Origin of the sequence: Actinoplanes sandaracinus (assembly GCF_030009775.1) — a bacterium.
GTDB classification, from domain to species: domain Bacteria; phylum Actinomycetota; class Actinomycetes; order Mycobacteriales; family Micromonosporaceae; genus Actinoplanes; species Actinoplanes sandaracinus.
The window spans coordinates 1-24339 of sequence record NZ_JASCTH010000051.1 but is presented as its reverse complement, the minus strand read 5'-3'; the positions used below and the strand labels follow the sequence as shown (position 1 = coordinate 24339).

Annotated in this window: 28 protein-coding genes and 1 pseudogene; 21 read left to right on the top strand and 8 right to left on the bottom strand. The window is 70.4% G+C overall.

The annotated features are described in order from the left end of the window. Positions 1-54: 54 nt before the first annotated feature. The gene (locus QLQ12_RS44600) at positions 55-597 is read left to right on the top strand and encodes a GtrA family protein (protein ID WP_282767151.1); all 543 of its coding nucleotides are present in this window, start codon (positions 55-57) and stop codon (positions 595-597) included. Positions 598-648: 51 nt separating this feature from the next. After that, entirely contained in the window at positions 649-2115 is a 1467-nt protein-coding gene (locus QLQ12_RS44595) for a DHA2 family efflux MFS transporter permease subunit (RefSeq protein ID WP_282767150.1), read from the top strand. Here the strand turns inward: QLQ12_RS44595 and QLQ12_RS44590 are convergent. Further along, a complete protein-coding gene (locus QLQ12_RS44590; protein WP_282767149.1) occupies positions 2102-2848 on the bottom strand; it encodes a L,D-transpeptidase family protein in 747 nt (248 codons plus the stop codon). The genes QLQ12_RS44595 and QLQ12_RS44590 overlap by 14 nt on opposite strands. 147 nt (positions 2849-2995) lie before the next feature. Beyond that, positions 2996-3883, bottom strand: a complete 888-nt coding sequence (locus QLQ12_RS44585) for a fructosamine kinase family protein (RefSeq protein ID WP_282767148.1) — start codon at positions 3881-3883, stop codon at positions 2996-2998. A gap of 118 nt (positions 3884-4001) precedes the next feature. On the opposite strand from QLQ12_RS44585, the gene QLQ12_RS44580 reads away from it, so the two are divergent. From QLQ12_RS44580 to QLQ12_RS44545, 8 genes and pseudogenes are all read left to right on the top strand, one after another. Then, complete coding sequence (locus QLQ12_RS44580) at positions 4002-4451, top strand: hypothetical protein (RefSeq protein ID WP_282767147.1); 450 nt, start codon at positions 4002-4004, stop codon at positions 4449-4451. 35 nt (positions 4452-4486) lie between these two features. Continuing rightward, positions 4487-4723, top strand: a complete 237-nt coding sequence (locus QLQ12_RS44575; protein WP_282767146.1) for a hypothetical protein — start codon at positions 4487-4489, stop codon at positions 4721-4723. Between the two features lie 154 nt (positions 4724-4877). Further along, positions 4878-5972, top strand: a complete 1095-nt coding sequence (locus QLQ12_RS44570) for a hypothetical protein (RefSeq protein WP_282767145.1) — start codon at positions 4878-4880, stop codon at positions 5970-5972. A 103-nt stretch (positions 5973-6075) separates the two neighbouring features. Then, the gene (locus QLQ12_RS44565) at positions 6076-6702 is read left to right on the top strand and encodes a TOPRIM nucleotidyl transferase/hydrolase domain-containing protein (protein WP_282767144.1); all 627 of its coding nucleotides are present in this window, start codon (positions 6076-6078) and stop codon (positions 6700-6702) included. 55 nt (positions 6703-6757) lie between these two features. Then, positions 6758-7436, top strand: a pseudogene (locus tag QLQ12_RS44560) (response regulator transcription factor). Beyond that, entirely contained in the window at positions 7429-8739 is a 1311-nt protein-coding gene (locus QLQ12_RS44555) for a sensor histidine kinase (protein WP_282767143.1), read from the top strand. The pseudogene QLQ12_RS44560 and the gene QLQ12_RS44555 overlap by 8 nt, the downstream one beginning before the upstream one ends. A 92-nt stretch (positions 8740-8831) precedes the next feature. Continuing rightward, a complete protein-coding gene (locus QLQ12_RS44550; RefSeq protein WP_282767142.1) occupies positions 8832-9356 on the top strand; it encodes a PepSY domain-containing protein in 525 nt (174 codons plus the stop codon). A gap of 188 nt (positions 9357-9544) precedes the next feature. After that, the gene (locus QLQ12_RS44545) at positions 9545-11500 is read left to right on the top strand and encodes an elongation factor G (protein ID WP_282767141.1); all 1956 of its coding nucleotides are present in this window, start codon (positions 9545-9547) and stop codon (positions 11498-11500) included. Between the two features lie 45 nt (positions 11501-11545). Here QLQ12_RS44545 and QLQ12_RS44540 read toward each other — a convergent pair whose 3' ends face one another. Continuing rightward, positions 11546-12307, bottom strand: coding sequence for a hypothetical protein (locus tag QLQ12_RS44540; protein ID WP_282767140.1), 762 nt, complete (start codon positions 12305-12307; stop codon positions 11546-11548). Between the two features lie 199 nt (positions 12308-12506). Between QLQ12_RS44540 and QLQ12_RS44535 the strand changes: the two genes are divergently transcribed. The 7 genes from QLQ12_RS44535 (at position 12507) to QLQ12_RS44505 (ending at position 16684) form a co-directional block, all read left to right on the top strand. Continuing rightward, on the top strand, positions 12507-13397 hold the full coding sequence (locus QLQ12_RS44535) for a class I SAM-dependent methyltransferase (RefSeq protein WP_282767139.1): 891 nt from the start codon (positions 12507-12509) through the stop codon (positions 13395-13397). A 42-nt stretch (positions 13398-13439) separates the two neighbouring features. Beyond that, complete coding sequence (locus QLQ12_RS44530) at positions 13440-13760, top strand: TM2 domain-containing protein (RefSeq protein WP_282767138.1); 321 nt, start codon at positions 13440-13442, stop codon at positions 13758-13760. A gap of 37 nt (positions 13761-13797) precedes the next feature. Next, complete coding sequence (locus QLQ12_RS44525) at positions 13798-14139, top strand: PadR family transcriptional regulator (RefSeq protein WP_282767137.1); 342 nt, start codon at positions 13798-13800, stop codon at positions 14137-14139. Next, the gene (locus QLQ12_RS44520) at positions 14136-14954 is read left to right on the top strand and encodes a hypothetical protein (RefSeq protein ID WP_282767136.1); all 819 of its coding nucleotides are present in this window, start codon (positions 14136-14138) and stop codon (positions 14952-14954) included. Before QLQ12_RS44525 ends, QLQ12_RS44520 begins: the two co-directional genes overlap by 4 nt. A 49-nt stretch (positions 14955-15003) precedes the next feature. Then, on the top strand, positions 15004-15285 hold the full coding sequence (locus QLQ12_RS44515; RefSeq protein ID WP_282767135.1) for a DUF6412 domain-containing protein: 282 nt from the start codon (positions 15004-15006) through the stop codon (positions 15283-15285). A gap of 101 nt (positions 15286-15386) precedes the next feature. Further along, on the top strand, positions 15387-16214 hold the full coding sequence (gene yidC / locus QLQ12_RS44510) for a membrane protein insertase YidC (protein WP_282767134.1): 828 nt from the start codon (positions 15387-15389) through the stop codon (positions 16212-16214). A 92-nt stretch (positions 16215-16306) separates the two neighbouring features. Continuing rightward, the gene (locus QLQ12_RS44505; protein WP_282767133.1) at positions 16307-16684 is read left to right on the top strand and encodes a VOC family protein; all 378 of its coding nucleotides are present in this window, start codon (positions 16307-16309) and stop codon (positions 16682-16684) included. Positions 16685-16729: 45 nt separating this feature from the next. On the opposite strand, the gene QLQ12_RS44500 is transcribed toward QLQ12_RS44505, so the two are convergent. Further along, positions 16730-17878 (bottom strand): M50 family metallopeptidase, encoded by a 1149-nt coding sequence (locus tag QLQ12_RS44500; protein WP_328518351.1) that lies wholly within the window; start codon positions 17876-17878, stop codon positions 16730-16732. A 99-nt stretch (positions 17879-17977) separates the two neighbouring features. Between QLQ12_RS44500 and QLQ12_RS44495 the strand changes: the two genes are divergently transcribed. After that, entirely contained in the window at positions 17978-18538 is a 561-nt protein-coding gene (locus QLQ12_RS44495; RefSeq protein ID WP_282767131.1) for a suppressor of fused domain protein, read from the top strand. 131 nt (positions 18539-18669) lie between these two features. On the opposite strand, the gene QLQ12_RS44490 is transcribed toward QLQ12_RS44495, so the two are convergent. From QLQ12_RS44490 to QLQ12_RS44480, 3 genes are all read right to left on the bottom strand, one after another. Beyond that, the gene (locus QLQ12_RS44490; protein WP_282767130.1) at positions 18670-19260 is read right to left on the bottom strand and encodes a dihydrofolate reductase family protein; all 591 of its coding nucleotides are present in this window, start codon (positions 19258-19260) and stop codon (positions 18670-18672) included. Positions 19261-19326: 66 nt separating this feature from the next. After that, positions 19327-20166: a helix-turn-helix domain-containing protein gene (locus QLQ12_RS44485; RefSeq protein WP_282767129.1), complete on the bottom strand. Its 840-nt coding sequence runs from the start codon at positions 20164-20166 to the stop codon at positions 19327-19329. Between the two features lie 193 nt (positions 20167-20359). Beyond that, entirely contained in the window at positions 20360-20905 is a 546-nt protein-coding gene (locus QLQ12_RS44480) for a TIGR03086 family metal-binding protein (RefSeq protein WP_282767128.1), read from the bottom strand. 38 nt (positions 20906-20943) lie between these two features. Between QLQ12_RS44480 and QLQ12_RS44475 the strand changes: the two genes are divergently transcribed. The 3 genes from QLQ12_RS44475 to QLQ12_RS44465 all read left to right on the top strand — a co-directional run bounded on the left by QLQ12_RS44475 (position 20944) and on the right by QLQ12_RS44465 (position 22945). Beyond that, a complete protein-coding gene (locus QLQ12_RS44475) occupies positions 20944-21834 on the top strand; it encodes a helix-turn-helix domain-containing protein (protein ID WP_282767127.1) in 891 nt (296 codons plus the stop codon). Between the two features lie 106 nt (positions 21835-21940). Next, positions 21941-22123, top strand: coding sequence for a hypothetical protein (locus QLQ12_RS44470; protein WP_282767126.1), 183 nt, complete (start codon positions 21941-21943; stop codon positions 22121-22123). Positions 22124-22189: 66 nt separating this feature from the next. Further along, positions 22190-22945 (top strand): HAD family hydrolase, encoded by a 756-nt coding sequence (locus QLQ12_RS44465; protein WP_282767125.1) that lies wholly within the window; start codon positions 22190-22192, stop codon positions 22943-22945. Here the strand turns inward: QLQ12_RS44465 and QLQ12_RS44460 are convergent. Continuing rightward, on the bottom strand, positions 22925-23431 hold the full coding sequence (locus QLQ12_RS44460) for an SMI1/KNR4 family protein (protein WP_282767124.1): 507 nt from the start codon (positions 23429-23431) through the stop codon (positions 22925-22927). The genes QLQ12_RS44465 and QLQ12_RS44460 overlap by 21 nt on opposite strands. Positions 23432-24339: the final 908 nt, after the last annotated feature.

Here is a 24339-nt window from a genome sequence, read left to right as displayed (position 1 = left end):
CGGCGCCACCCGGACGGGCGATGAGATTTGGCGTGGTGTCCTAAGATCGCGCGGATGTGGCTCACCCGGCTGTTGCGACGGCATCATGAGGCGGCGAAATTCCTGGTGGTCGGCGGGGTCTGCTTCGTGGCGACCACCGCCGTCAACTACACCCTCAAGCTGACCGTGTTGCCCGAGAAGCCGGTGACCGCCCTGGTCATCGCCACCCTCGTCAGCACGGTGCTGTCCTACATCCTCAACCGCGAGTGGTCGTTCCGCACCCGCGGCGGCCGGGAGCGCCATCACGAGGCGGCTCTGTTCTTCGCGGTCAGCGCGGTGGGCGTCATGCTGAACTCGCTGCCGCTCGCGGTCTCCCGGTACGTGTTCCTGCTCCGCGTCCCGGAGGTGAGCCGGCCGGTGCAGGAGATCGCCGACTTCGTCAGCGGCATCATCATCGGCACCTTGATCGCGATGTGCTTCCGCCTCTGGGCCTTCAAACGGTTCGTCTTTCCCGACACGCAGGCACGCCCTCGGCCTCCTCGTCCGCGACGCGCGACGTCCGGGCTCCGCAGCAGCGTGGTGCAGCACCCCGCCAGGAAACGCGAACGGCGCCACTGACCGGCGCCGTCCCGGCAGCCCGGCCGGCGGCGGGAGGTCTAGGGTCGGTTCATGGATGTCCAGGCCGGCGCCCCGCTGCGATACCAGTCGCCGGCCGGCCGCTGGGTGCTGCTGGCCACGGTGCTCGGTTCCAGCCTCGCCTTCATCGACGCGACCGTCGTCAACATCGCGCTGCCGGCGATCGGCCACGATCTCGGCGCGGACGCCGCCGGCCTGCAATGGACGGTCAACGGCTACGCCCTCAGCCTGGCCTCGCTGATCCTGCTCGGCGGCTCCCTCAGCGACCGCTTCGGCCGCAAGCGCGTCTTCCTGGCCGGGATCGCCTGGTTCGCCACCGCCTCCCTGCTCTGCGGTCTCGCGCCGACCGTCGAGCTTCTGGTCACGGCCCGCGTCCTGCAGGGCATCGGCGGCGCGTTGCTCACGCCGGGCGCGCTGGCGATCCTGGAGGCGTCGTTCGCGCCCGAGGACCGGGCGAAGGCGATCGGCGCGTGGTCCGGGCTCGGCGGCATCGGCGGCGCGCTGGGCCCGTTCCTCGGCGGCTGGCTGGTGGAGGTCGGCGACTGGCGGTACATCTTCCTGATCAACGTGCCGGTGGCCGCACTCGTGCTGTGGGTGGCCGCCCGGCATGTGCCCGAGTCCCGGAACCCGTCCGCCGCGCGGGCCTTCGACGCGACCGGCCTGGTCACCGGGGCGGCCGGGCTGGGCGGCCTGACCTACGGCTTCACCGCCTGGCCGGCCGGCGGGCCGGGCGACCCGGTCGTACTGATCTCCCTGGCCGTCGGCGTCGCCGGCATGGTCGCCTTCGTGGTCGCCGAACGCCGCTCCGCGCATCCGATGCTGCCGCTGGAGATCTTCCGGTCGGCGGCGTTCAGCGGCGCCAACCTGGTCACCTTCCTGGTCTACGCGGCGAACGGCGGTGTCTTCTTCCTGGTGGTGGTCAACCTTCAGGTGGTCGCCGGCTTCACCCCGATGGCCAGCGGCGTCGCCCTGCTGCCGGTGACGGTGCTGATGCTGCTGCTGTCCGCCCGGGCCGGGGCGCTGGGGCAGCGCATCGGCCCCCGCATCCCGATGACGGCCGGACCGATCGTCTGCGCGGCGGCGCTGGCCTGGCTCTCGATGGTCGGCGCGGACGCCTCCTACGGCACCGACGTCCTGCCCCCGGTGATCCTTTTCGGGCTCGGCCTGGCGCTGTTGGTGGCCCCGCTGACCGCGACCGCGCTAGGCTCGCTCGACGACTCCTACGCCGGCCTCGCCTCGGGCGTGAACAACGCGGTGGCCCGGGCCGCGAGCCTGCTGGCCGTGGCGATTCTGCCGCTGGCCGCGGGGCTGGGCGCGGGCGGTCTCACCGACCCGGGCACCCTGCAGCCGGTCTACCGCACCGCGATGCTGCTGTGTGCCGGGTTGATGACCGGCGGCGGCGTCCTGGCCTGGTTCCTGATCCCGAACCGCCTCACCGCACACACCCCGGCGGAAAGCTTCTGCGATCCGTGCAGCCCGCCCATGGTCAGGCGCGGGTGATGGCCGACGCCGGAGCCATCACGATGCGCGGCTTCCTCGCCGGGTCCAGCCACGTGAGCAGCCGGACCAGGTTCGCCCGGCTGACCGACACGCAGCCGGCGGTCGAGCCCGTCCCGCTGGCGTGCAGGAAGATCGCCGAACCGCGGCGGGTGTCGGCCGGCTTGCCCGCGACGTACTGCCCGCGCTTGGCGTCCCAGCGCACGCCGCCCGGCCTGTTGAAGTCGATCACCGCGGCGTGGGCGTACTGCTTCGGGTAGGCCGCCAGGCGCTCCGCCTGCGACTTGCGCCAAGTGCGGTGGGGTGACGCCGACGGCTGGAAGAGGTTGTAGGTCTTCGCGTCCCGGCTGTCGCCGGCCCAGTGGTCGTTCCCGTCGACCTTGCGGTACGGCAGCCGGGTGCCCGGGTCGGCGCGGACACCGAAGGCCCGGGTCAGGGTGAACGTGCCCGCCGGCGTCGTCCCGGTGTCCTGCGCCCGGTGCGCGGCCCACACCCACCCGCCGTACCCGACGCGGGCGGTCATCGCCCCGTGTGCCTGGCGCCATCTGCCGTCGCCACCGCGCTGGTAGGCGCGCACCGTGGCGTAGGTCGAGGACCAGCCCCGGCCGGTCACCACGATGAGCTGGCGGGCATCGCCGACGTGGGCGAGATCTCCCGGCAGCGCGGCCGCGGCCGGCGCGGCGGGGAACAGGACCACTGCCACCACGAGCGCCAACACCGCCGCGAGTCTCCGCACAGCTACCCAGCCTGGGCGATGATGAAAGAATTTCCCATCGCCCGAACGGCCCCGGAGCGACCGTGGGTGGCAGTGGCGAGTGGTGCCGCTACGACTCCTTCTGTGCCGGCCGGGTGGATGCCGTCAACCGGCCCGCCAGCGCCCCGGTCAGGCCTCCGTCCGGAACGGCGCCAGCGTGGCACGGATCGTCTCGGCGGCGCCCCAGTCGTCGTCGAACTGGGCCAGGACCGCCAGGTGTTGTCTCAGCTGGATGATCGGCATGCGGGCCGGCCAGTCGTCGTCGAGGCCGGTCAGCTCGGCATAGACGTCGAAGAACCGGCGCGATTCCGGCGGCGGCGCCGTGATCCAGAGGTGGGCCAGGTCCACCTCGGCCCACATGTACGACACTGCCGGGTCGATCAGCGCGGCTCGCCCGTCCGCGGTGGCCAGCACGTTCTGGGTCCACAGGTCGCCATGCGTCAGGCAGGCCGGCCGGTCCGGCAACAACTCGGGGAGTCGATCACACAGCCGTTCCAGCGCGGCCCGGTCGGCGGGTTCGAGCGCTGCCTCGACGCGGGGCTCGGAGAGCCAGCGGAGCAACCGGTGCTCGGCGAAGAAGGCGAAGCCGTCGTCGGCCCACGTATTGATCTGCTGGCGGCGACCCAGCCAGTTGTCGCGGTGCCATCCGAAGCGGGGATGGCCGGTGCTCGTGTGAAGGTGGGCGAGCGCGTGGGCGAACCGCTCCCAGAAGGCTTCGTGGTGTGGCCTCGGCTGCAGCAGCGACAACACCAGCAACTCTCGGTTCGCCACGAGCACCTCGGGTGTCACCAGCCCGCCGAGCTCCCGCAAGGCCGTCAGCCCTTCGGCCTCCGCGACGAAGGCGTCACCGTCACCGTCCGGCGCTTCCGCGAAGGTTTTGACGAAGACCGGCGGCGCGTCCTTGCGGAGGGCTATCCCGGCGAGCGCGGCAAGTCCACCGCTCACCGGCTCGACGGTGACGACGTCGCGGATCCCCGCCCGCGACAACCGCTCGGCCAGAGATGCTGTCGGGAGCATCGTCAGTGGTCTCCTCCGGTCGGGGCGTACGCGGGATCTTCCGGATCCCCGGGTGACCATCCCAGCACCTCGGCCTTCGTTCAAGGTCACCACGACACCGTTCTGACATCATCGATCGATGATCAAAAGGGAGATCCGGTTCGACTGCCGGCCACGCGGCGAAGACGGCGTACTCGTGATCGTCCCGCATATCGACGGAGCCTCGCTCACCGAGCTGATCGACAGATTCGAGATCGCGGCCGGGATGCAGCCTGCGGGCGACGCCTACGGCGGGCTGATCCCCGAGTTCTTCCGATTCGGCTCCATGGAAGACCACTTCCACGGCCGGTCCACCGGCGCCATCGGGCCGAAGACACCCGTGCTCGGCTGTGAATGCGGCGAATGGGGATGCTGGCCGCTCATGACCAGGATCTCCGTGACCGATGACCATGTGACCTGGGACGCGTTCGAACAACCTCACCGCAAGACACGCGATTACTCGGGATTCGGCCCCCTGCGGTTCGACCGCCGCCGATACGACGAAGCTCTGGCAGTGCTGGTGACGGCGATCAGCTCCAACGCCGGGTGAGCGCATCCCGCTGGTCAGCGTGGGAAAGGGAGATCGTGTTCGACGACGTCATCGGCCTGACCTCCGAAGATGCCGCACGCTGGACCGTGCTGGTCGAGCAGTGCCGCCCCATCCTCGAGCGCGACGGGATGGACGCGGTCCAAACCTTCCTGGTCGAGCGCGAGGTGGGCGTCATCGAGGCGATCGCGATCACGCGAGCGCTGCTGGGGAAGGCGGAAACACCTCTGCGAGTCGCCATCGACATCGTGGCCACGAGTACGGCTCGGAAGTAGATTCAGAGAGTCACCCCGTGTTGCCGTGAGTTACCTTCGCCATCGAAGTCTATTTCCTCGGCCAGTTCATCCAAGACGCGCGAATGCGCCGTGCGCACAATGCTGAACCGCGCCGAAGTGATGCCTCCAGGGGAGGCTGAGGAATACTCGCCCGGTGCGACACGACGACATCCTGGCCCGGACCGACTGGTCAGCCGTCGAGCATGCCTGCGCCGGGTCGGCAGGCGTTCGGGAGACTCCGGCGATCCTTGAGGCGCTGTTGAGCGACGATGCCGCAGCCCAGGCCGAGGCCCTTGGGGACCTGTACAACGTCGTTCACCATCAGGACACCATCTACAGCGCGACGCCACCCGCGGTGCGCTTCGTCGCGGCGGTCCTCGATGACCCGCGCACGCTTACGCCGGTGCCGGGGAGTTCCGAGCGCTCTGGTGAGCAGGAGCCCTTGCGTGCCGGGTTGCTGGACTGGCTGACCTCCGTCATGGAGGCCGCAGCCGAATCCGACCGATGGGGACCCTCCGGGGAGTCAGTGGACGTCGACTCGTGCCGAGCGGCAAGAGGTCAGGTCTATCGAGCCGCGTACGCCAAGCTGGCCGATTCCGATCCCACGGTGGTCTCCGCGGCGCTGGGCACGATCGCCTGCGTGCTCGAAGCCCCTGAACTGCAACACCTCCGGCCCGGCATCGCCGCATGGCTGAACAGCCATGCCCTGTCCGCGCCCGACCGGCGCATCCGTGTCATGGCGGTCCTGACACTCTCGTCCTGGGGCCACGACAACACGCCAGTTCTGCGTGACGATCCGGATCTCGTGGTGCGTGCGACTGCAGCCTTGTCACCAGCGCAGGCGGCCGACCCGGCAGCCACCAAAGCGCTACTCGAGGTGTTGGCGTCACCAACCGATGCCGCATGGTGCCAGCAGGCATTCCCGCATTTCGGGCGGATCTTCCCGTTCAAGCTGCTACCTGCGGTGATCGACAGGGTGCCCTTGGACGGACTGATTCCGGCTCTGGAGATGATCCTGGCTGCTCCGCCGGACGGCACCTACGCCGGCGACTGGGGGACGCGGCTCCGCGCGAAGGCGTTTCCGGGCGGCACGCCGCCCACCGAGGCGATGAGCGATGCTCAGCGTGCCCTTCTGGACGTGCTCGCGAAGCACTGCTTCGGTGCGGCAGCGCCGCCGGTTTCATTCGCCTGCGACCCCCGGACGGCATTCAGCGATCTCATGCCGCAAGGCCGGGCAGGCGCCCGATGAGAAGGACGCCGGAACAGGCCGGTCGGACGCCGGGATAATCGCTGGGCGGCGGGCACACCGATGGCCGATGATGACGGCCATGGCGGCGACCCGGCGATCCGGCATGGACGATCGCATCGATGGTCACGTCCGTGGGCCCGGCGCGACCGACCTCGCGACGGCCCGCGCCCTGGAGAAGATCGGCGACGCCCGAGCGGTGCTCCTCGTCGAGGGCATCACCGATCAGATCGCCCTGGAGACCACCGCCGCGCTGCGCGGCCGCGACCTCGAAGCCGACCGGGTGGTGATCATGCCGATCGGGGGCGCCCACGCGATCGACCGGGTCCTGACGGCCCTGGGCGGCCGGACTCGTCTCGCCGGCCTCTGCGACCTGCGGGAGGAGGAGCTGTTCCGGCGCGGCGTCACCGCCCACATCGGCCCCGCTCACACCCGCGCCGAACTGGAGGACCTCGGGTTCCACGTGTGCGTCGACGATCTGGAGGACGAACTGATCCGCGCCGTCGGGGTCGAGGAGGTCGAGGAGGTCTTCGCCGTCCAGGGCGACCTCAGACTGTTCCATCTGTTCCAGAGCCAGCCCGCCTGGCGCGGCCGCCCGCACGAGGCTCAGATCTACCGGTTCCTGCGCAGCAGTTCGCGCCGGAACCTGCGTTACATCCGCCTGCTGGTCGAGGCCGCAGCCGCCCGCGGCACCCTGCCCCGCCCTCTCGACGCGCTGATCACCGCCGTCTGACGACGCCGGGCGGCCTTCAGCGGGCGTTCAGGGTCGGTGAGCGAGGATGTAGCGCATGCGTGTACTCGTCGTCGAGGACGAGAAACGGCTCGCCTGGTCGTTGCGAGTGGGCCTCGAAGCGGAAGGGTTCGCCGTCGACGTCGCCTCCGACGGCACCGACGGACTATGGCTGGCCAGGGAGAACGAGTACGACGTGATCGTGCTCGACCTGATGCTGCCCGGCGTCAACGGCTACCGGGTGTGTGCGACGTTGCGGGCCGAACAGAACTGGACGCCGATCCTGATGCTGACCGCGAAGGACGGCGAGTGGGGATCAGGTGGAGGGGCTGGACACCGGCGCCGACGACTACATGACGAAGCCGTTCTCCTATCCGGTGCTGGTCGCGCGGCTGCGGGCGGTGGCCCGGCGCGGCGCCCGGGAACGGCCCACCCAGCTCACGGCCGGTGATCTGCGGATCGACCCGGCGGCGCGGCGGGTGTGGCGGGGTGAGTCCGAGGTCGAGCTGACCGCCCGCGAGTTCTCCCTGCTGGCCTTCCTGGCACGGAACGCCGGCGACGTCGTGTCGAAGCAGCGGATCCTCGACGCGGTGTGGGATGTCGACTTCGACGGCGACCCGAACATCGTCGAGGTCTACATCCGGCACCTGCGTAACAAGATCGACCGTCCGTTCGGCCGGGACACGATCCAGACGTTGCGCGGCGCCGGCTACCGGCTGGGTGCCGGCGGTGGTTGAGCGCGCCTCGGTCCGGCTGCGGACCACGGTCCTCGCGGTCGCCGTCATGGCGGTCGCCCTGATCGTCGGCGCGGTCACACTGGTGCTGATGGCACGTTCGTCGTTGCGCGGCGGGATCGAGACCGCGGCCGAGGAACGGGCGGCGGTCCTGGCGGCGCAGATCCAGACGTCCGGCCTCCCCTCGGCGGCCGGCGACGATGACGACGATGACGACGTCCTCTGGCAGGTGCGTGACGGAGCGGGCGCGGTCGTGCGTTCGTCGCGGCCGCTCGCCGCACCGCTGCCCGCCGGGCCGTCGGGCCAGGTTCGTCTCCCCGGCCAGGACGATCCGTTCGTCATCGTCACCGGCGACGCCGGGGCGTACACCGTCGTGGTCGCCGCCTCGCTGGACGAGGTCGACGACGCCACCGGTGCGCTGGTCACTCCGCTGGCGATCGGTGTGCCCCTGGTGCTGATGCTGGTCGGCGGGGTGACCTGGCTGGTGGTGACCCGCGCGCTGGCGCCGGTCGAACGCATCCGCCGGGAGGTGGAGGAGATCACCGGTGAGCGGCTGGACCGGCGGGTGCCCGAGCCGGCCTCGCGTGACGAGGTGCACCGGCTGGCGCGGACCATGAACCGGATGCTGGCCCGCCTCGAGGACTCCCGGGAGCGGCAGCAGCGGTTCGTGGCGGACGCCTCGCACGAGCTGCGTTCGCCGCTGGCCGGGATCCGGCAGGCGGCCGAGGTGGCACGTTCGCATCCCGGCGCGCTGTCCGAGGGCGAGCTGGCCGAGGCCGTGCTGGAGGAGTCGGGCCGGATGGAGCGTCTGGTCGAGCAGTTGCTGCTGCTCACCCGCACCGGCGGCGCCGGTGCGGGCGCCCGTCCGCGCCAGGACGTCGATGTCGACGACCTCGCTCTGGCGGAGGCGCGGCGGGTGCGCCGGACCGGACTGACGGTCGACTCGTCCGGGGTGGGGGCGGGCCGGGTCCGCGGTGACCGGTCGGCGCTGGCCCAGGTCGTCCGCAATCTGGCCGACAACGGGGCCCGGCACGCCCGTACCACGGTGGCCGTCGCCGTCTCGTCCCGCGCCGGGCGGGTGGACCTGGTCGTCGAGGACGACGGCGCCGGGATCCCCGAGGACCAGCGGGAGCGGGTGTTCGAGCGATTCGTGCGGCTGGACGAGGCCCGCGCCCGCGACGACGGCGGCAGCGGGCTCGGTCTGGCGATCGTCAGGGAGATCGTCGGCGCGCACGGCGGGACGGTGACCGTCACCCGGTCCGCGCTGGGCGGGGCCCGGTTCGAGGTGCGTCTGCCCGCTTCCTGAAACGGTGTTCAGCCGCGTTCAGGCTGGATTCAGGTAGGTGGGCGCAAGCTGTGGCCGTTCCTGATTCACCCCGTCGAGGAAGGCAACAACTGATGAACACCGGCAAGCTCCGCAGCAAGCGCGTCATCATCGCCGGCGTGGCCGTCGCGGCCGCCCTGGGCGCCGGCGGCACGGTGCTGGCGACGGCGGCCAGCGCCGACGAGGTGGCCGGCGGCGACCGGGACCGGATCGGCAACGCCGCCACCCAGGCTGTGCCCGGCACCGTGGTCGAGGTCGAGGAGAGCGACGATCAGGGCGAGGCGTACGAGGTGGAGGTCCGCAAGGCCGACGGCGCCGAGGTGACGGTGATCCTCGACAAGGACCTGAAGGTGCTGTCGCAGGAGGCCGAGGGCCCGGACGGCGCCGACGGCCCGGTGCTCACCGCGGAGCAGCGCACGTCGGCGGAGACCGCCGCCCGCGACGCCGTCGGCGGTGGGACGGTCCTGGACGTCGAGGCGGCCGGCGTGGGCGGGACCGCGGCCTACGAGGCCGAGGTCAGCGACGCGGCCGGCAAGGAGTGGGACGTCGAGCTGGACGCCGCCTTCAAGGTTCTGACCAAGACCGCCGACGACGACTGAGGCCCGCGGGCGAGCGGCGGATCCCCTCGGGTCCGCCGCCCGCGCTGACCGGCTCGCCGTAAATCGGTGGCGCGGCCGTTCACCCCGTGTGAGGGTGGTGACGGCCGTTGACGCCCACGATGAGGAGTGACCAATGCGAGCAGCTTCCACGCTTCGGACCCTTGACCGTCCTACCGTGGAGTTCTGCTTTGGCATTGTTGAACCTCGGCATCGTCGCCCATGTTGACGCCGGAAAGACCAGCCTGACCGAACGCCTCCTGTTCGAGGCCGGGGCGGTGTCCCAGCCCGGCAGCGTCGACGCCGGCACGACCCGCACCGACTCGATGGAGCTGGAGCGGCGTCGCGGCATCACCATCCGGGCGGCGGTCACCTCGATCAGCCTCGGCGACCTGACCGTCAATCTTCTGGACACGCCCGGCCACCCGGACTTCATCGCTGAGGTCGAGCGGTCGCTGGCCGTGCTGGACGCCGCCGTCCTGGTGGTCTCCAGCGTGGAGGGTGTCCAGCCACAGACCGTCGCCATCTGGCGGGCGCTGCGCCGCATCGGCGTGCCGACGGTGTTCTTCCTCAACAAGGTGGACCGCCATGGCGCCGACGTCGACCGCGTGGTCACGCAGGTCCGGCAACGGCTCGTGACGCCCCCGGTCATGCTCACGAGCGTCACCGGCCAGGGCGGGCGCGACGCCCGGGTCCGGGCCGTCCGTCTCGACACCGATCCGGTCGTCGAGGCGGTGGCGGAGGCCGACGACGCCCTGGCGGCGCGGTGGCTGACCGACGAGCCGGTCCGCGCCCGTGACGTGCGGCGCGCGATCCGGCGCGGGGTGCGCCGCGGCGAGCTCAGCCCGGTGGCGTGCGGTTCGGCGATCACCGGAGCCGGGGTGCCGCAGTTGCGTCACCTCCTGGCCGATCTGCTGCCGCGCTGCGACGAGCGCGACGGCCCGCTCGCCGGCACGGTCTTCGCCGTCGATCGCGACGGCCACGGCCGGCGGGCCTGGCTGCGACTGTGGTCCGGCCGGCTGCGGGTCCGCGATCGGGTGGAGCTCGCCGGAGCCCGCCCGCAGACGGTCACCCAGATCGCCGTGAGCGAGCCCGGCGGCGTCCTGGTGCGCCCGTCGGCGTCGGCCGGCCAGATCGCGGCGGTGCGCGGGCTGTCGGCCCGGATCGGCCAGCACGTCGGTGACCCGCCGGGCCGGCACCTCTACCGTTTCCCGCCGCCGACCCGGCAGTCGCTCGTCGAACCGGTGGAGCCGGCTCAACGGCTGGCGATGTTCGCCGGCCTCACCGAGCTCGCCGACGAGGATCCGCTGGTCGACCTGCGGCTCGACGAACATCAGGAGCAGGCGGTGATCCGCCTGCACGGCGAGGTCCAGAAAGAGGTGATCGCCGCCCTCCTGGAGGACCGGTACGGCGTCAAGGTGCGATTCTCGGGCACGCTGACGGCCTGCATCGAGCGGGTCGCCGGCACCGGAACGGCCGAGGACCGGATCAGGGAGCGTGGCAATCCGTACCTCGCCGGGGTGGGGTTGCGTGTCGACGCGGCGCCGGTGGGGCACGGCGTCGCGTTCCGTCCCGGTGTCGAACCGGGCCGGCTGCCGCCGGCGTTCGTCGCGGCCACCGAGGAGGGGGTGCGGGCCGCGCTGCGGCAGGGCCGGCACGGCTGGCCGGTCACCGACTGCACGGTCACCATGACGTCGTCGCAGTACTACCCGCGGCAGAGCAGGCCGCACCAGAAGTTCGACAAATCGATTTCCAGTGTGGCCGCGGACTTCCGCAGCCTCGCCCAGGTCGTGGTGACGGCGGCGCTGCGCCGGGCCGGCACCCGGGTGTGCCAGCCGGTCGAGCGGTTCGACGTCAACCTGCCGCACGTCGCGTTCGACGCGGTGGCGGCGCTGCTCGGCCGGCTCGGAGCGGTCATCGACGACACCGCCACGGCCGGTGGATACCTCGAGGTGAGCGGAACCCTGCCGTCCGCGCGCGTGCCGCTGGTGGTTTCCGCCCTGCCCGATCTCACCGGTGGCGAGGCCGTGCTGACCGCCCGGTTCGACCACTATGCGCCGGTGATCGGCGAGGATCCGCCGGTCATGCCGCGCCGCGGCCCCGACCCGGCCGACCGGGAGGGGTGGTTCCGCGCCGTGCCGCGATGACCGGGCCGGCAGAGTCCGGCCGCCGTTTCGCCGCCGGCCGCTGCCTCAGGGCACCCACTGGTCGCCGAGCAGGATGTTCAGCACGAGCACCACGGCGCTCAGCAGGAACGAGGCGGCGACACCGGCAAGCAGACCGAGCCACCCGCGGGCCCGGGTCTCCCGGCCGGCGACCTGCCGGGCGGGCCGGGCGGCGGCCGACCACGGACGATCCCGCAACAGCCAGAACACCATGCCGAGACCGAACGGGGCGGTGTAGATCAACCAGAACCAGAACCAGCGAGTGCCGGTCACCGGCGCCGGCCCGCCGACCACGACGCCGAAGAAAAACAGCGCGAGGACGGCTCCGGCGCCGCTGATCCACGGGCTCGGGGTGTCGACGGCGCCGGCCCGGTCCTGCACGCCGGCGGCGATCAGCGCCTGAGCGATGCCGGCGGCGCCCGGCCCCGAGTAGGCGCCGTCCTCCACGGTGCCGGCGGTTCCCGTCGCGTCGAGAGCGCCGGTGTCGATCCAGTGCACCCGGCCGTCGCCGGCACGCCACGCGAAGATCGGGCCCTGGTTTCCCTCGGAGCGCAGCGTCGAGCCGTCGAACCACGGGCGCTGATCGCCCGTGTCCCACGAGTCACCCCACTGGTAGGCGGTCAGGCGCTGCTCGGCGATGGCCGCCTTCGCCTCCTCGTACCCGGCCGGCCGGGGCGCCGACCACCAGCTCGCGGCGACCGCGACCAGCCACATCAGCAGCAGGGCCGCGCGGAGCACGCTCCACCAGCGGACGCGTCGGTCCGGGCGGGCGCGAAGGTCGCCAGTCATGGCCACATCGTGTCAGTCCGGTTCACGCCCGCTCGGTGGATGTCCGGCGGGCAGCAGCCCGGCGGTCGCGCCGCGGCCGTGACCAGGGAAGACGTCGCGGGGGAGGCGCGTGCGGGTGTGGTTGCGGTGGTCGGCGACCCACGGCGTACCGAAGCAACAGGTGTTGACGTTATGGTTGAGAGCAACATATGTTGCCCTAATGGTGGACGGAGAATTGGACGAGTTGCGCACGCTGACAGCCGCGATCAGCGAGGCGGAGGGCCGCCGGACGCAGATCGTGAACCGGCTGCGGCGGGAACACGCGGCCAGCTGGGAGGAGATCGGCCAGGCCTGCGGGATGACCCGGCAGGGCGCCACCCGGCGCTGGTCGAAGACGCTGCACGCCGGGTCGTTCGGCGGCGCGGCGGACGCCTATCACCGGGGGCGGCCGCCCTATCCGGCGTCGGCGGTGGAGTGGGCGGTGCCGCGGCGGGCCCGGCGCGTGCTCGACCTTGGCGCGGGGACGGGGAAGTTCACCCGGCTCCTGCTGGAGGCCGGGCTGGACGTCGTGGCGGTGGAGCCGTCGGCGCCGATGCGCGATCACCTCGCGGCGGTCGCGGGCAAGGCGAAGATCTTCGAGGGTACGGCGGAGAGCATCCCGCTTCCCGACGATGCCGTGGACGCGGTCGTGGTGGCGCAGGCCTGGCACTGGGTGGACCCGGTGCGGGCGGTGCCGGAGGTGGCGCGGGTGCTCCGGCCGGGCGGCACGCTGAGCCTGGTGTGGAACGTCCGCGACCACAGCGAACCGTGGGTGGACCTGCTCGACGGCGTCCTGCGCCGGCACACCCGGCAGGAGATCGACACCGCGCCCGAGGTCGGTGGGCCGTTCGGGAGCCCCGAGCGCACCGAGATCCGCTGGCGGCACACCCTGCGACGGCAGGAGCTGCTCGACATGGTGGCGTCGCGCAGCTATGTGATCGTGTTGCCCGACAAGGAGCGGCGGGACCTGCTGGACAGCGTCGTGGAGTTGCTGGACCAGCAGGGGATGGGCGACGAGATCAGCATGCCCTACGTGACTCGGTGCACCAGGGTGGTGAACTCGCCCGGCTGACCGTGTCCCGGTCAGGTCCCACACGCGGTTATCGTTGCGCCGGTGAACACCGCTGTGGCCGGGCCGATGCCGGAATGGGAGCGGATCCGCGTGCTGCGGGCCGAGTCGGAGTACGCGTCGGTCCGCAAGCAGACGCGGGTCGCCTGGCTGCTGTGGGCGCTGACCGGCGTCATCGGCGGGCACCGCTTCTACCTCGGCGACACCGGCCGGTCGATCGCGATGCTGTTCACCCTCGGCGGTCTCGGCGTGTGGACGCTGCTGGACGCCTTCTTCGTCGGCCGGCGGGTGCGCGCGGTCAACCGCGAGCGGCGGGCGGCCATCATGGCCCGGTACGGGATCCTCGACGCGACCACCGATCTATGACTTACATATGTCGGTGACTTACCTATAGAGTGTCGGCATGGCCACCACATCGCCGCGCATGCGGGAACCGACCTACTTCATCCTCGCCGCGCTCCAGGACGAGCCCCTGCACGGCTACGCCATCATCAAGCAGGCCGAGGCGCTCTCCCACGGCCGGGTCAGCCTGGCCACCGGCACGCTCTACACCGCGCTCGACCGCCTCACCGGAGAGGGATACGTGCACGTGGTCAACGAGGAAGTCGTCAACGGACGGGCCCGGCGCTCCTACGCGCTGACTCCCGAGGGGCGCGGCGCTCTGCGGGTGGAGGCCACCCGCATGGCCGAGGCCGCCGGCCTGGTCATCAACCGCGCCGCCCGGCCGGAGGTGGGGCTGGCATGAGCGCCACGCTGGAACGCGGATACCTCCGCCTGCTCAACTTCTATCCCGCCGAGTACCGGCGTGATCGCGGCGCCGAGATCCTGGAGACCCTGATGGCGGCCTCGGACGGCCGGGAGCGTCCCGCGCCCCGGGAAAGCGCCTCGTTGATCCTCGGCGCGCTGCGGGTGCGGGCCGGGCTCGTTGGCCGCGACAGCCGGCCACTGGTCCTGCACGTGGCGGCTCTCGCGCTGCTCGTCCACTTCACGGTGATGGCCGCACGCCGGGTCTCGCCGTACTCCTTCGACCTCAGCCCGGATGTGCTCATCCCGGTAGCGGCGCTGCTCGGCGCGGTCGCCACCATCGCCACCTGGCGTCACCGCCCACGGACCGCGATCCTGACCGCCTCGCTGGCGTTCGTCCTGTTCCAGGTCACGGCGTGGCCGATGGCCGGGCCCAGCAACGGTGAGTTCTGGCAGGTTCCCCTCGCCGTGCTGCTGCTCCTGCCGGCGCTGCGGCAGTCCGCGCCGGCGCCCGCCCGGGGCGTGCTCCGCCATCTGCCGCTGGTGGCCGTCCCGCTGGCCGGCCTCGACGGGTGGGCGGGCTTCGGCGCGGTGGCCACGGTCAGTGTGGCCGCGCTGGTCTGGCTCGCCGTCGACGCCCGCGTCGCCATGGCCCTCGGCCTGCTCCTGCTGAACTACGTGCTCGTCCAGGTGTCGTTCCTGGCGGAGACCGCCGGTACCGGCCGGTTCACCGACACCGTGGTCTCCCTCGGACTGGCCGTCGTCTCGCCGGCACTGCTGCTGATCTCATCGACGACCGTGGCCCGCCGCATCTGACATCACCGGGACACCGCCGGCCTGGCCCGGCGGTGTTACCGTGTGCGGCGTGAAGTGGTGGGACGCACTCTGGCGTCTGGTCGGCATGCTGGCCGAGGCCGGGTCGCCGTCCGACCTTGTCAGCGGCACCAGCGCCCTCGTCGGCGTCGTCCTGCTCGCGGTCCTCGCCCGGGTGCTGTTGGTCCGCCCCTCCGGCGCCGCCGACGGCCGGGCCACCGCCGGAGCATTGCGCAGCCGTTCCGACCGGACCGGGGTGCCCCGCCACCGCGACCCCGACGCCCCCGGCCGCACCCGCCCCCGAGGGCCGACGCCCGCCCCCGCAGCCGCCTGAGCGGGCACCCTCCACAACAACCCTTCTCGCTGCCCGCGCCGGGCGGCTGCTGGTGACTGTCCGTCTTTCGACCAGTTGCTAGTCGCCCCTGGGGGTCCTCCATGTTCAGTGCGCTCATGTCGCTCGTCTACCACGCCATCTCCGCCGTACTGCTGTTCTGGCACGCCGTCTGGGACCGCCTGCTCGGCGACCCGCACAGCCTCGCCACCGACTGGTCCTGGGTGCTCGGCATCGTCTTCCTGGTGCTGACCGTCCGGACCCTGCTCCTCCCGCTCTATCTCAGGCAGGTGAGGTCGCAGCGCGCCCTCCAGCGGCTGCAGCCGAAACTCAAAGAGTTCCAGGCCGCGCACCAGGGCGACCCGCAGTCACTGCGGCTCGGCATGGCCGACCTGATGCGGCAGGAGAAGGTCAGCCCGTTCGGCACCTTCCTGCCGATGCTGCTGCAAGTCCCGATCCTCATCGGCCTGCTGCACGTGTTGCGCCACCTTCAGCCGACCATCACCGACCACGCCGGACAGACCCTCTACGGCTGGACCGTGACACAGTTCGCCGACGCGTCACATGCCGAGCTGTTCGGCGCGCCGATCGCCGCGACCTTCCAGTCCACCGCCGCCGAGCTCGCCCTGCTCGGCGCGACCCCCGGCGCCGTCGGGATCGTGACCGCCGTCCTGATCGCCGCCATGATCACGACCACGTTCCTGACCAGCCGGATGGCCATCCTCAAGACCGGATGGTCGGAGAACCCGCAGCAGCGTACGATCCAGCGCCTCCTCCTCTACGGCATCCCCGTCTCGCTGCTGTTCTCCGGCCTGATCTTCCCGGTCGGCGTCGTCCTGTACTGGACCACCCAGAGCCTGTTCGCGCTCGGCCAGCAGATCTGGCTCAACCGCCGCTATCCCGCGCAGGAGCCGGCCCTGCCCCTGCTGTGAGAGGGCTGACCGGAAGGCGAGCCGAGAGAACATGTCCCACTCGGCTCGCCTTCCGGTCAGGTTCTGGCCGCATTGGCCGGCACGATGAACTCATGACATCGACGTGGAAGATCGAACTCATCCCCGTGCCGGTGACCGACGTCGACCGGGCCAAAGCGTTCTACGAGAAGATCGGCTTCGCCGCCGACCACGACCACCAGGTGCACGAGGGCCTGCGTTTCGTGCAGCTCACCCCGCCCGGCTCGGCGTGCTCCATCCTGATCGGCGACGGCATCACCGCCAAGACGCCCGGCACCCAGGAGATCCAGGTGGTGGTGCCCGACGCCCACGCCGCCCGCGAGCAGTTGCTGGCCGCCGGCGTCGAGGCCGGCGACGTGGACGTCCAGCCCTGGGGAACATTCGTCCACTTTCGCGACCCCGACGGCAACAGCTGGGCCCTGCAGGCGTTGGAGTACCGCCCGAACGGCTGACCGGCGGCGCCGGATCACCAGCTGACGCCGGGCCGATCCACGCCGTCAGGACAGGCGCACCGGGTTCACCACGTCAGCGGTCACGGTCAGCAACATGACCGCGCCGCCGATGAGGACCAGCGCCATCGTCACCGGGTACAACCGGGTGAAGTCGATCGGCCCGGCCGCCGGGCGCCCCCGCAGCCGCCGCACCGCGTCGCGGATCCGCTCGAACCAGACGACCATGATGTGACCGCCGTCCAGCGGCAGCAGCGGCAACAGGTTGAACACCGCCATGAACAGGTTCAGGCTCGCCAGCAGCAGCAGGAACACCTCCCACAGGCCACGCTCGGCGGCCTCGCCGCCGAGCCGGCTCGCCCCGACCATGCTGATCGGGGTGTCCGGCGAACGCTCCGCGCCGCCGATCGCCGCGACCACCGCGGGCAGACGCTGCGGAAACGCCACCAGCTGAGCAACGGTACGGCCGAACAGGTCACCGGTGTACGCCAGCGTCGCCCCGGCCGCGGCGGCCGGGCCATAGGTAAGGTACGCCGGTGGCGCCTGCGGCGTCGCGCCGATCATCCCCACCTCGTGCCCGTCGCGCGCCACCCGGGCCACGTCCACGGTGAGCGTCAGCGTCACCCCGCCCCGCTCCACGGTCAGCGGGGTCGGGCCGTCCGCGGCCCGGACGGCGGCGAGCACATCGGCCCAGAGCGGGGTCGGCGCACCGGCGACCGCCACGATCCGGTCGCCGGCCAGCACCCCGGCGTCGGCGGCCGGGCAGTCCCCGTCCGGGCAACTGGTCGAGGCGACGACCGGCTCGGCGACCGGGTTCAGGTTCGGCAGGCCGGTGCTGACCGCCATGAGGTACAGCACGGTCACGGCCAGCAGCACATGCGTCACCGCGCCGGACGCCATCACCACGGTCCGCTTCCACGCCGGGAACCGCCACATCGCCCGCGGCCGTTCGTCCGGCGTCAGCTCGTCGAGGGTGGTCATCCCGGCGATCTCGCAGAAACCACCGATCGGCAGGGCCTTCAGCCCGTACTCGGTGCCGCCCTTGCGGAACGAGAACACCGTCGGGCCACGGCCGACGAAGTAGCGCCGCACCCGCATCCCGAACGCACGCGCGGTCAGCAGGTGACCCGCCTCGTGCAGCGCGAGCGACAGGCACAACCCGGCGACGAACAGGACCACCCCGGTGACATAGGCCAGCACGCGGCGATCGTACGCCCCCGGTTCGCCGCGTAAGATTTCCCGGCCGGAGAAACGGGGAACGCACGGAGCTACTCTTCGGCCGGAGCGGAGACTGAAATGCCTGCACCTGCCGTCCTGCGCGAGGTCTTCCTCGCCTACCGGGCGCGTCGCGGCGAGGAGGACGACGGCTTCCTCTTCGAGGACGCCGGCGGGCCGCTCACCCGGCTCGACGTGCTGGTCTACCGGTCCGCGGAACTGACGACGTTCGCCACCATCGGCATGGCGGCCCGCGAGATGCCCGCGACGCCCGGCCCGGGCGGCGGCGGCCGCGCCGAACTCCACTACGTGCGGCGAGCCCGCCTCACCCGGGCCGAGGAACACGCCATCGCGGTACGCCTGGCGAACCTCGCGATCCACCCCTTCCTCACCGGGACCCCGGTCGACTGGGGCCACATGGTCGGCCTCGGTGACGACTTCCCGGTGCTCCCGGGCTGCCGGGCGGTGTTCCTCGCCGGCCCGCTGAGCCCGGACGCCGTCGACTACGTCCACACCCGTGAAGGCCCCGTCCGCATCCTCAACGTCGTCCCGATCACCGACGCCGAACGCGACCTCGGCCGCGGCATGTCGCCGCTCGACTTCGCCCGCTACCTGCTCGACAAACGCGACCTGTACACCTGATCGCGTGACGTCGGCGTACAGAGTCCGGAGGTTCGATCGCGGGGGACCGGACCGCCGGTAGCGATCCGCAAACGCGGCCCGGGACCTGATCCTGTTTTGTCGTTCGCGGTTGGACTACTTCGCGTACCCGCTCAGATCGGTCGGCGGCGCACCCGATAGCGCAGGTGAAGCACCCGGTTGCCCTGAATCACCACGTCAGGATCCTCCAACAGGTGCTGCGCGTCGACCGACCCGAAGTAGCGCTTGCCGGAGCCGAACACGACGGGTACGACGTCCATGCGCACCTCGTCGACCAGGCCCGCGGCAAGCACCTGGCCACCGACGTCGCCGGCGGCGACCTCGACCATGCGGTCACCCGCGAGCTCCTGCGCCTTGGCCACGGCGGCCTCGACGCCGTCGACGAAGTGAAACGGCGCCTCGGGGTCCCAGCCCTCGGGCCGCGGCCGGTGCGTCACGACGACCACGTGACCGATCCCGCTCGGAGGCTTCCCGTCCCAGCCGTCCGTCATGTCGAAGACGTGGCGGCCGGCGATGGTCACCCCGATCTGGTCCCAGTACGGCCGGGTGTAGTCGTAGGAGGTCTGCGACACCGTCAGCGCGCCGCTGGAGTCCAACGGCACGTCACCGCTGGACAACCAGTCGAACAGCGGTCCGGGCTGGTCATTCTCGTCCGCGATGAAGCCGTCCACCGACACCGAGCTGTACATGACTACTGTGCCCATGGGCGCTCCTCTGCTGGGGGGATGCCCTCAGGTTAGAGTTTCGTGGGCTGTCGCTCTTGTACGAAATCAATCGGCCGGCAGCGGCCAGCCGTCCAGCACGTGGCCGGGATGTTCGCGCAGGAACCGCCGCCGGACGTCGACGTACCGGGTCGGCGTGAGCCCGGTGAACGCCCGGAACTCGTGGCTGAAGTGGGCCTGGTCGAAGTAGCCCGTGCCGCCGGCGAGGTCGCTCCAGTCGACCGGTCCGGCGGGGTTGATCGCGAAGACGGCGGCGGTGAAGCGGTAGGTGCGGGCCAGTCGCTTCGGCGTGACGCCGATGAGCTCCTTGAACCGCTGTGCCAGATGAGTGCTGCTGACACCGGCTGCCACGCTCAGGTCGCCGATCGTCACCGCCCCGCTGGTCGCGGCGATGACGCTGCTCGTATGGCGGACCAGCCCCAGACCGGCGGTCTCGCACAGCCGCCGCGTCAGCTCCTCCTCGAGCAGCGTCAGCATCTCGTGCGGTTCGTCCGCCGTGGCCAGCCGGTCTCGCAGCTCAGCGATGGCGGGCCGGCCCCAGACCTGCTCCACCGTCACCGGCCGGTCACACAGCTCGGCCGCGGGCATCGGCAGGAACGGCGCCAGCCCCCACGGCTTGAAGTGCACGCCGACGGACCGGGTCCCGGGTGGGTAGCCGAAGTCGAACGCGCGGGTGGGCATGGTGATCACGCAGCCGTCGGCGTACTCGCCCGTCTCGATGTCGCCGCCGGCACGGATGCGGAACGGCGCCCCGAGATTGACGATGAGCAACGCCGCCGGACTTGCCGGCAGCGTCAGCCGGGCGTACGGCGGCGTGCCCTCCAGGTAGTAAAGGTCGTCGATCAGCCCGTCCAGCGGCGGTCGCGGCACTCTGGACACGTACTCCACGCCCACAGCATCGCCCACGCCCCACCCGCATCGCGCGCCGGGATGGGAGGGCGATCAGGCGGGTGCGTGCCTGGTGACGTGCACCAGAAATGAATCCAGTCCGACCTCTGCCCGCCGCTCCTCCATACGCTCAGGGTCCTCGCAAGGCCACGGCACCGGTGCGCCGTCGACGACGCCGGCCGGCCGGGCCGGCTCAGCCGGCCCGGCCGAGGCGCGCAAGCACACGTGCGGTGCGGTCGGCGCCGGCCGGGGTGAGAGACGGTCGGCACATGCCGTCCATGTGCAGGGCGTCGCCGAAACTGTCGGCGCCCTGCTCGATGCGGTCGAGCTCGGCGTCGGTGAACGCGGCGTCGAACCCCGCGGCGCGGGCCAGGTCCCACCGGTGGACGTACATGTCCCACACGTAGAACTGCTCCACGGTGCCGCCGACCGTCGTCGGGCCGAGGAAGCCGTCGTAGGCGCGGTTGACGAGCTCGTCGTCGGCCAGCGCCTCGAGGACGCGGCGGCTGTGCTCGGCCCACGCCGCAGCGGGATCGGCGATGAGGTCCGGCGCGCCGCCGAGGTCGACGCCGTGCTCCGTGAGCGTCTCGCGCTGGGTTCCGATGAGGTGCCCGATGATGTCCCGGGCGCTCCAGCCTTCACATGGGGAAGGGGCATCCCATGCATGTGGCGGCACCGCGTCGACGATGGCGGTCAACGAGCGCAGAGCGGCCTGGTAGCGCGTTGCTGTGTCAGTCATGTGTGGGACCGTAGGGCGTGGCTGGGGGAGCGGACTTGATGAAACCCGACAACGGTGCCGACGCCGCTGACGAGGCCGGCGTCGTCGTAGGGACGGTGCGCCGCGACCCGCTGGAGTTGGCGCGCCTGACGACCCCGCGCGAGGTCCATCACCGGACGTACCGGCACGCTCCGAGCGCCGACCTCACCACGCTGCTGCGCCGGTTCTGGATTCCGGTCTGGTCCGTACCGGCCGGGAAAGAGACGCCGCGGAAGGTGCTGCAGGACCCCGTCTGCCAGGTGGTGATCGGCGGCGACTACGCGCGCTTCTACGGCGTCGCGCCGGAGTTGTCGACGACGACGCTCACGGGTGACGGCTGGGCGGTCGGGCTGACACTGGCGCCCGCCACCGGCTATCTGATCGCCGGTCCGACCGGGGCATGGAACGACCGCTACGTCGACCTCGAGGATGTGCTCGGCGACGACGCGCGGGCACTCACCGACCGGGTGCGGGAGGCTATGGCGCCCGACCCGCACGATCGCGCGGCCCACCGGATCGCCATGAGCGCGTGTGAGGACGCCGTGCGGCGCTTCCTGCCCGTTGACGCCGAAGGCGAGCTGACCAACGCCGTGGTCGCGGCGGTCGAGGAGGACCCCGAGATCTTGCAGGTCGCGCAGATCTGCGAGCGGTTCGACCTCGGCGAGCGGGCCCTGCAGCGCCTCCTGCGCCGCCGGCTCGGGCTCACGCCCAAATGCATCATTCAGCGGCGGAGGCTGCAGGAGGCCGCCGAGCGGCTGGGTGAGGAGGCGGGCACGCATGCCGAGCTTGCCGCTGCCGTCGGCTATGCCGACCAGTCGCACATGATCCGTGACTTCATTCATGTCACCGGAATGACACCGAAGCAGTTCCGTGCGCTGCAGAGCGACGTGCCGCACTCGCACAACCGGTAGTCCCTCACGCCAGGTCCGGCGTTCCCTGGACGGACGATCCGTATCGGGCGACTCGCAGCCAGTTGAGTGCGCGACGGCGTAGCGGACTCCCGCTACAGTGCCGGACGTGTTCGACTTCGAGGCCGAGACGGATCAGCCCCCGGCGCGCGGCCCCCGTGGGAACTTGGCTCGGTCCGCGGGAAAGGGCCTTTCCATGGTGTTCGTCGTAGCTGTCGTCGCGTTGGTGCTGGCCGCGTTCTTCGTGATCGGCTTCAAGCTACTCCTCTGGCTCGCCGTAACCCTGGATTGATGTGAACGTCAGACATGCCGCATCGTCGCGAGGATCTTGCCGCGGCCGCCGGAAAGGATCAAGTGAGTGAAAAAGTACATACTCTTCGATCATGACGGCGTTCTGGTGGATACCGAATTCTGGTATTACAGAGCTGGAGAGCACGCCCTGGCGGACATCGGTTTCACTGTGGACAAAGGTCAATACCTTCGCGGCATGGGCCAAGGGCTGGGCACCTGGGCCCAGGCCAGGGCGGCAGGTATTGATGAACAGACCATCAGCAGGCAGCGTAAGGCTCGTGACGACTACTATCAGGAATATCTGCGAACGGAATCCATTGAGATCGAAGGCGTCGTCGAAACGCTTGCTGAGCTGTCACAATATGCTCGCATGGCCATCGTGACGACCGCAAAACGTGTGGACTTCGAACTCATCCATGAAACGCGCCAGATTAGAAAGTTCATGGATTTCGTACTTGTTCGCGAGGACTACAAGCTCTCCAAGCCGCACCCGGAACCGTACCTGACCGGTCTGCGGCGGTTCGGTGCCGCCAAAAAAGAGACACTGGTCGTAGAGGATTCATCCAGAGGGCTGAACTCGGCCGTGGCGGCTGGTATTGACTGTGCTGTTGTCCACAATGAATTCACCAAAGCGCATGACTTCTCGCAGGCCGGCTACCGCATTAAAACGCTGATCGAATTGAAAGACATCATCTTTGACGATCCGGCATGTGCTCGGCTCGGAGGCCGTCAACCGGCGCGACCGCCGGTTGAGCAAGTCGTGCGCTGGCCGACGGCAGATCGTCGATGGAGTGGCAAGTCTTTACTCGGGGAACGAGTCTGATGCGGTCAAGCGTTCCACGAACGCGCGAATGTCTGGTGCGAGCTGCAACTCCTGATCCATCTCGTTGTCGAGCCAGACGACAGATGGCGTACCGGCCGGTCCGCACTCCCGGTAATCGAGGGCGATCCAGTAATGGCCCTGGCCGCTGAGCAGCACCACTGGTGACGGGAGTTCCCATTCCCGCACCAGATATGGGGTGTCCAGCAGCGTCGTCGTCCCCGCTTGATCTGCCGGGCCGATCCCATAAAGGTGATCGAAGGGCACATGATCGTCCGCGTAGACGCTCGCATCGGTCGGAAACGCATCCCATGCGTCGGCGATGACGCCACCGTTCTGAGTCCGGAGCAGATGGATCAGGTCCGGCGGCAGGCGGACACCAAGCTGCCCCTCTGCGTCGACGACCAGCTCATCTGTCAGGGGAGGCAGGCGGAGACGTTCGATCTCCGGATGCCAGAGACTGATCGCGACCTGCTCGTACGACGTCATGCCGATCATGGTGTCATGGCCGCCATCGCAATCCGGGACGGCACGGATGCCCTTCCCGCAGTGTGGCAGTCAAGGAAACGACCGGTGGGGGCGACCCAAGCCGTCATCTCCCGATGAACTCGGAAGGAAGCGGGGCCACTTCGAGCTGTCCGAGTGAGGGGCGAGCAACGCCGTCCGAATCACTTCGGCTGTCCGTTACCAGTGAAGTCCGCCCGTTGACATTCGATCATGCTCCGGGTGAGGTTCTCGCCACCGAAGCCTGTCCACCAGGGTGCAGGGTGGTCTTGACACGCATGCCCCAAGTCACCACGGGTGACGTTCAGTCGACCCCCAGACGTCCGGACAGCCGAGATGAGTGTGTTGACGCACCTTCGTATGCTGCGCGAATCAGATGGATTTGGGCTGTCGCCGCCACAGTGAATGGGTCTAGATAGAGCCACGTGGCGCCCACGGAAAGGGTTCTGCGACTTTGTCAACACAGCGTTTATCGCTGTTAACGGTGCCCTGCTCGTGTTTGGAATCTGAGTTGTTGGACGGCCCGGCCGCTAGGGGTGGCCGGGCCGTCGGTCGTTGTTGAGGATTTACTCTTCGCTGGTGGCGGCCGCGCCGAGGTCGGCGGGCACCGCGTCGGGCACCGTCCAGGGCCCCGGCAAAGTCGCAGTGCTGTCCGATTTGGCTGGTTAGGTATAGAAGCGCCGCTGGTAGTGACAGCAAGACGGGCATGACCGGTTCAGAAGATCATCAAGGTTCCTACGCCATGCTGATCGTCCGAAGTGAGTCATGCCCGCACTGCCATCATCGCTGATCTCGTCCCTGTCTCATGCACCGGCTCTGACCGTGCCGGAAACCGCCGCTGGGCTTGACGCCGCGCTGGCCGCGGTGCGTGATCCGCGAGCCCGCCGCGGCAT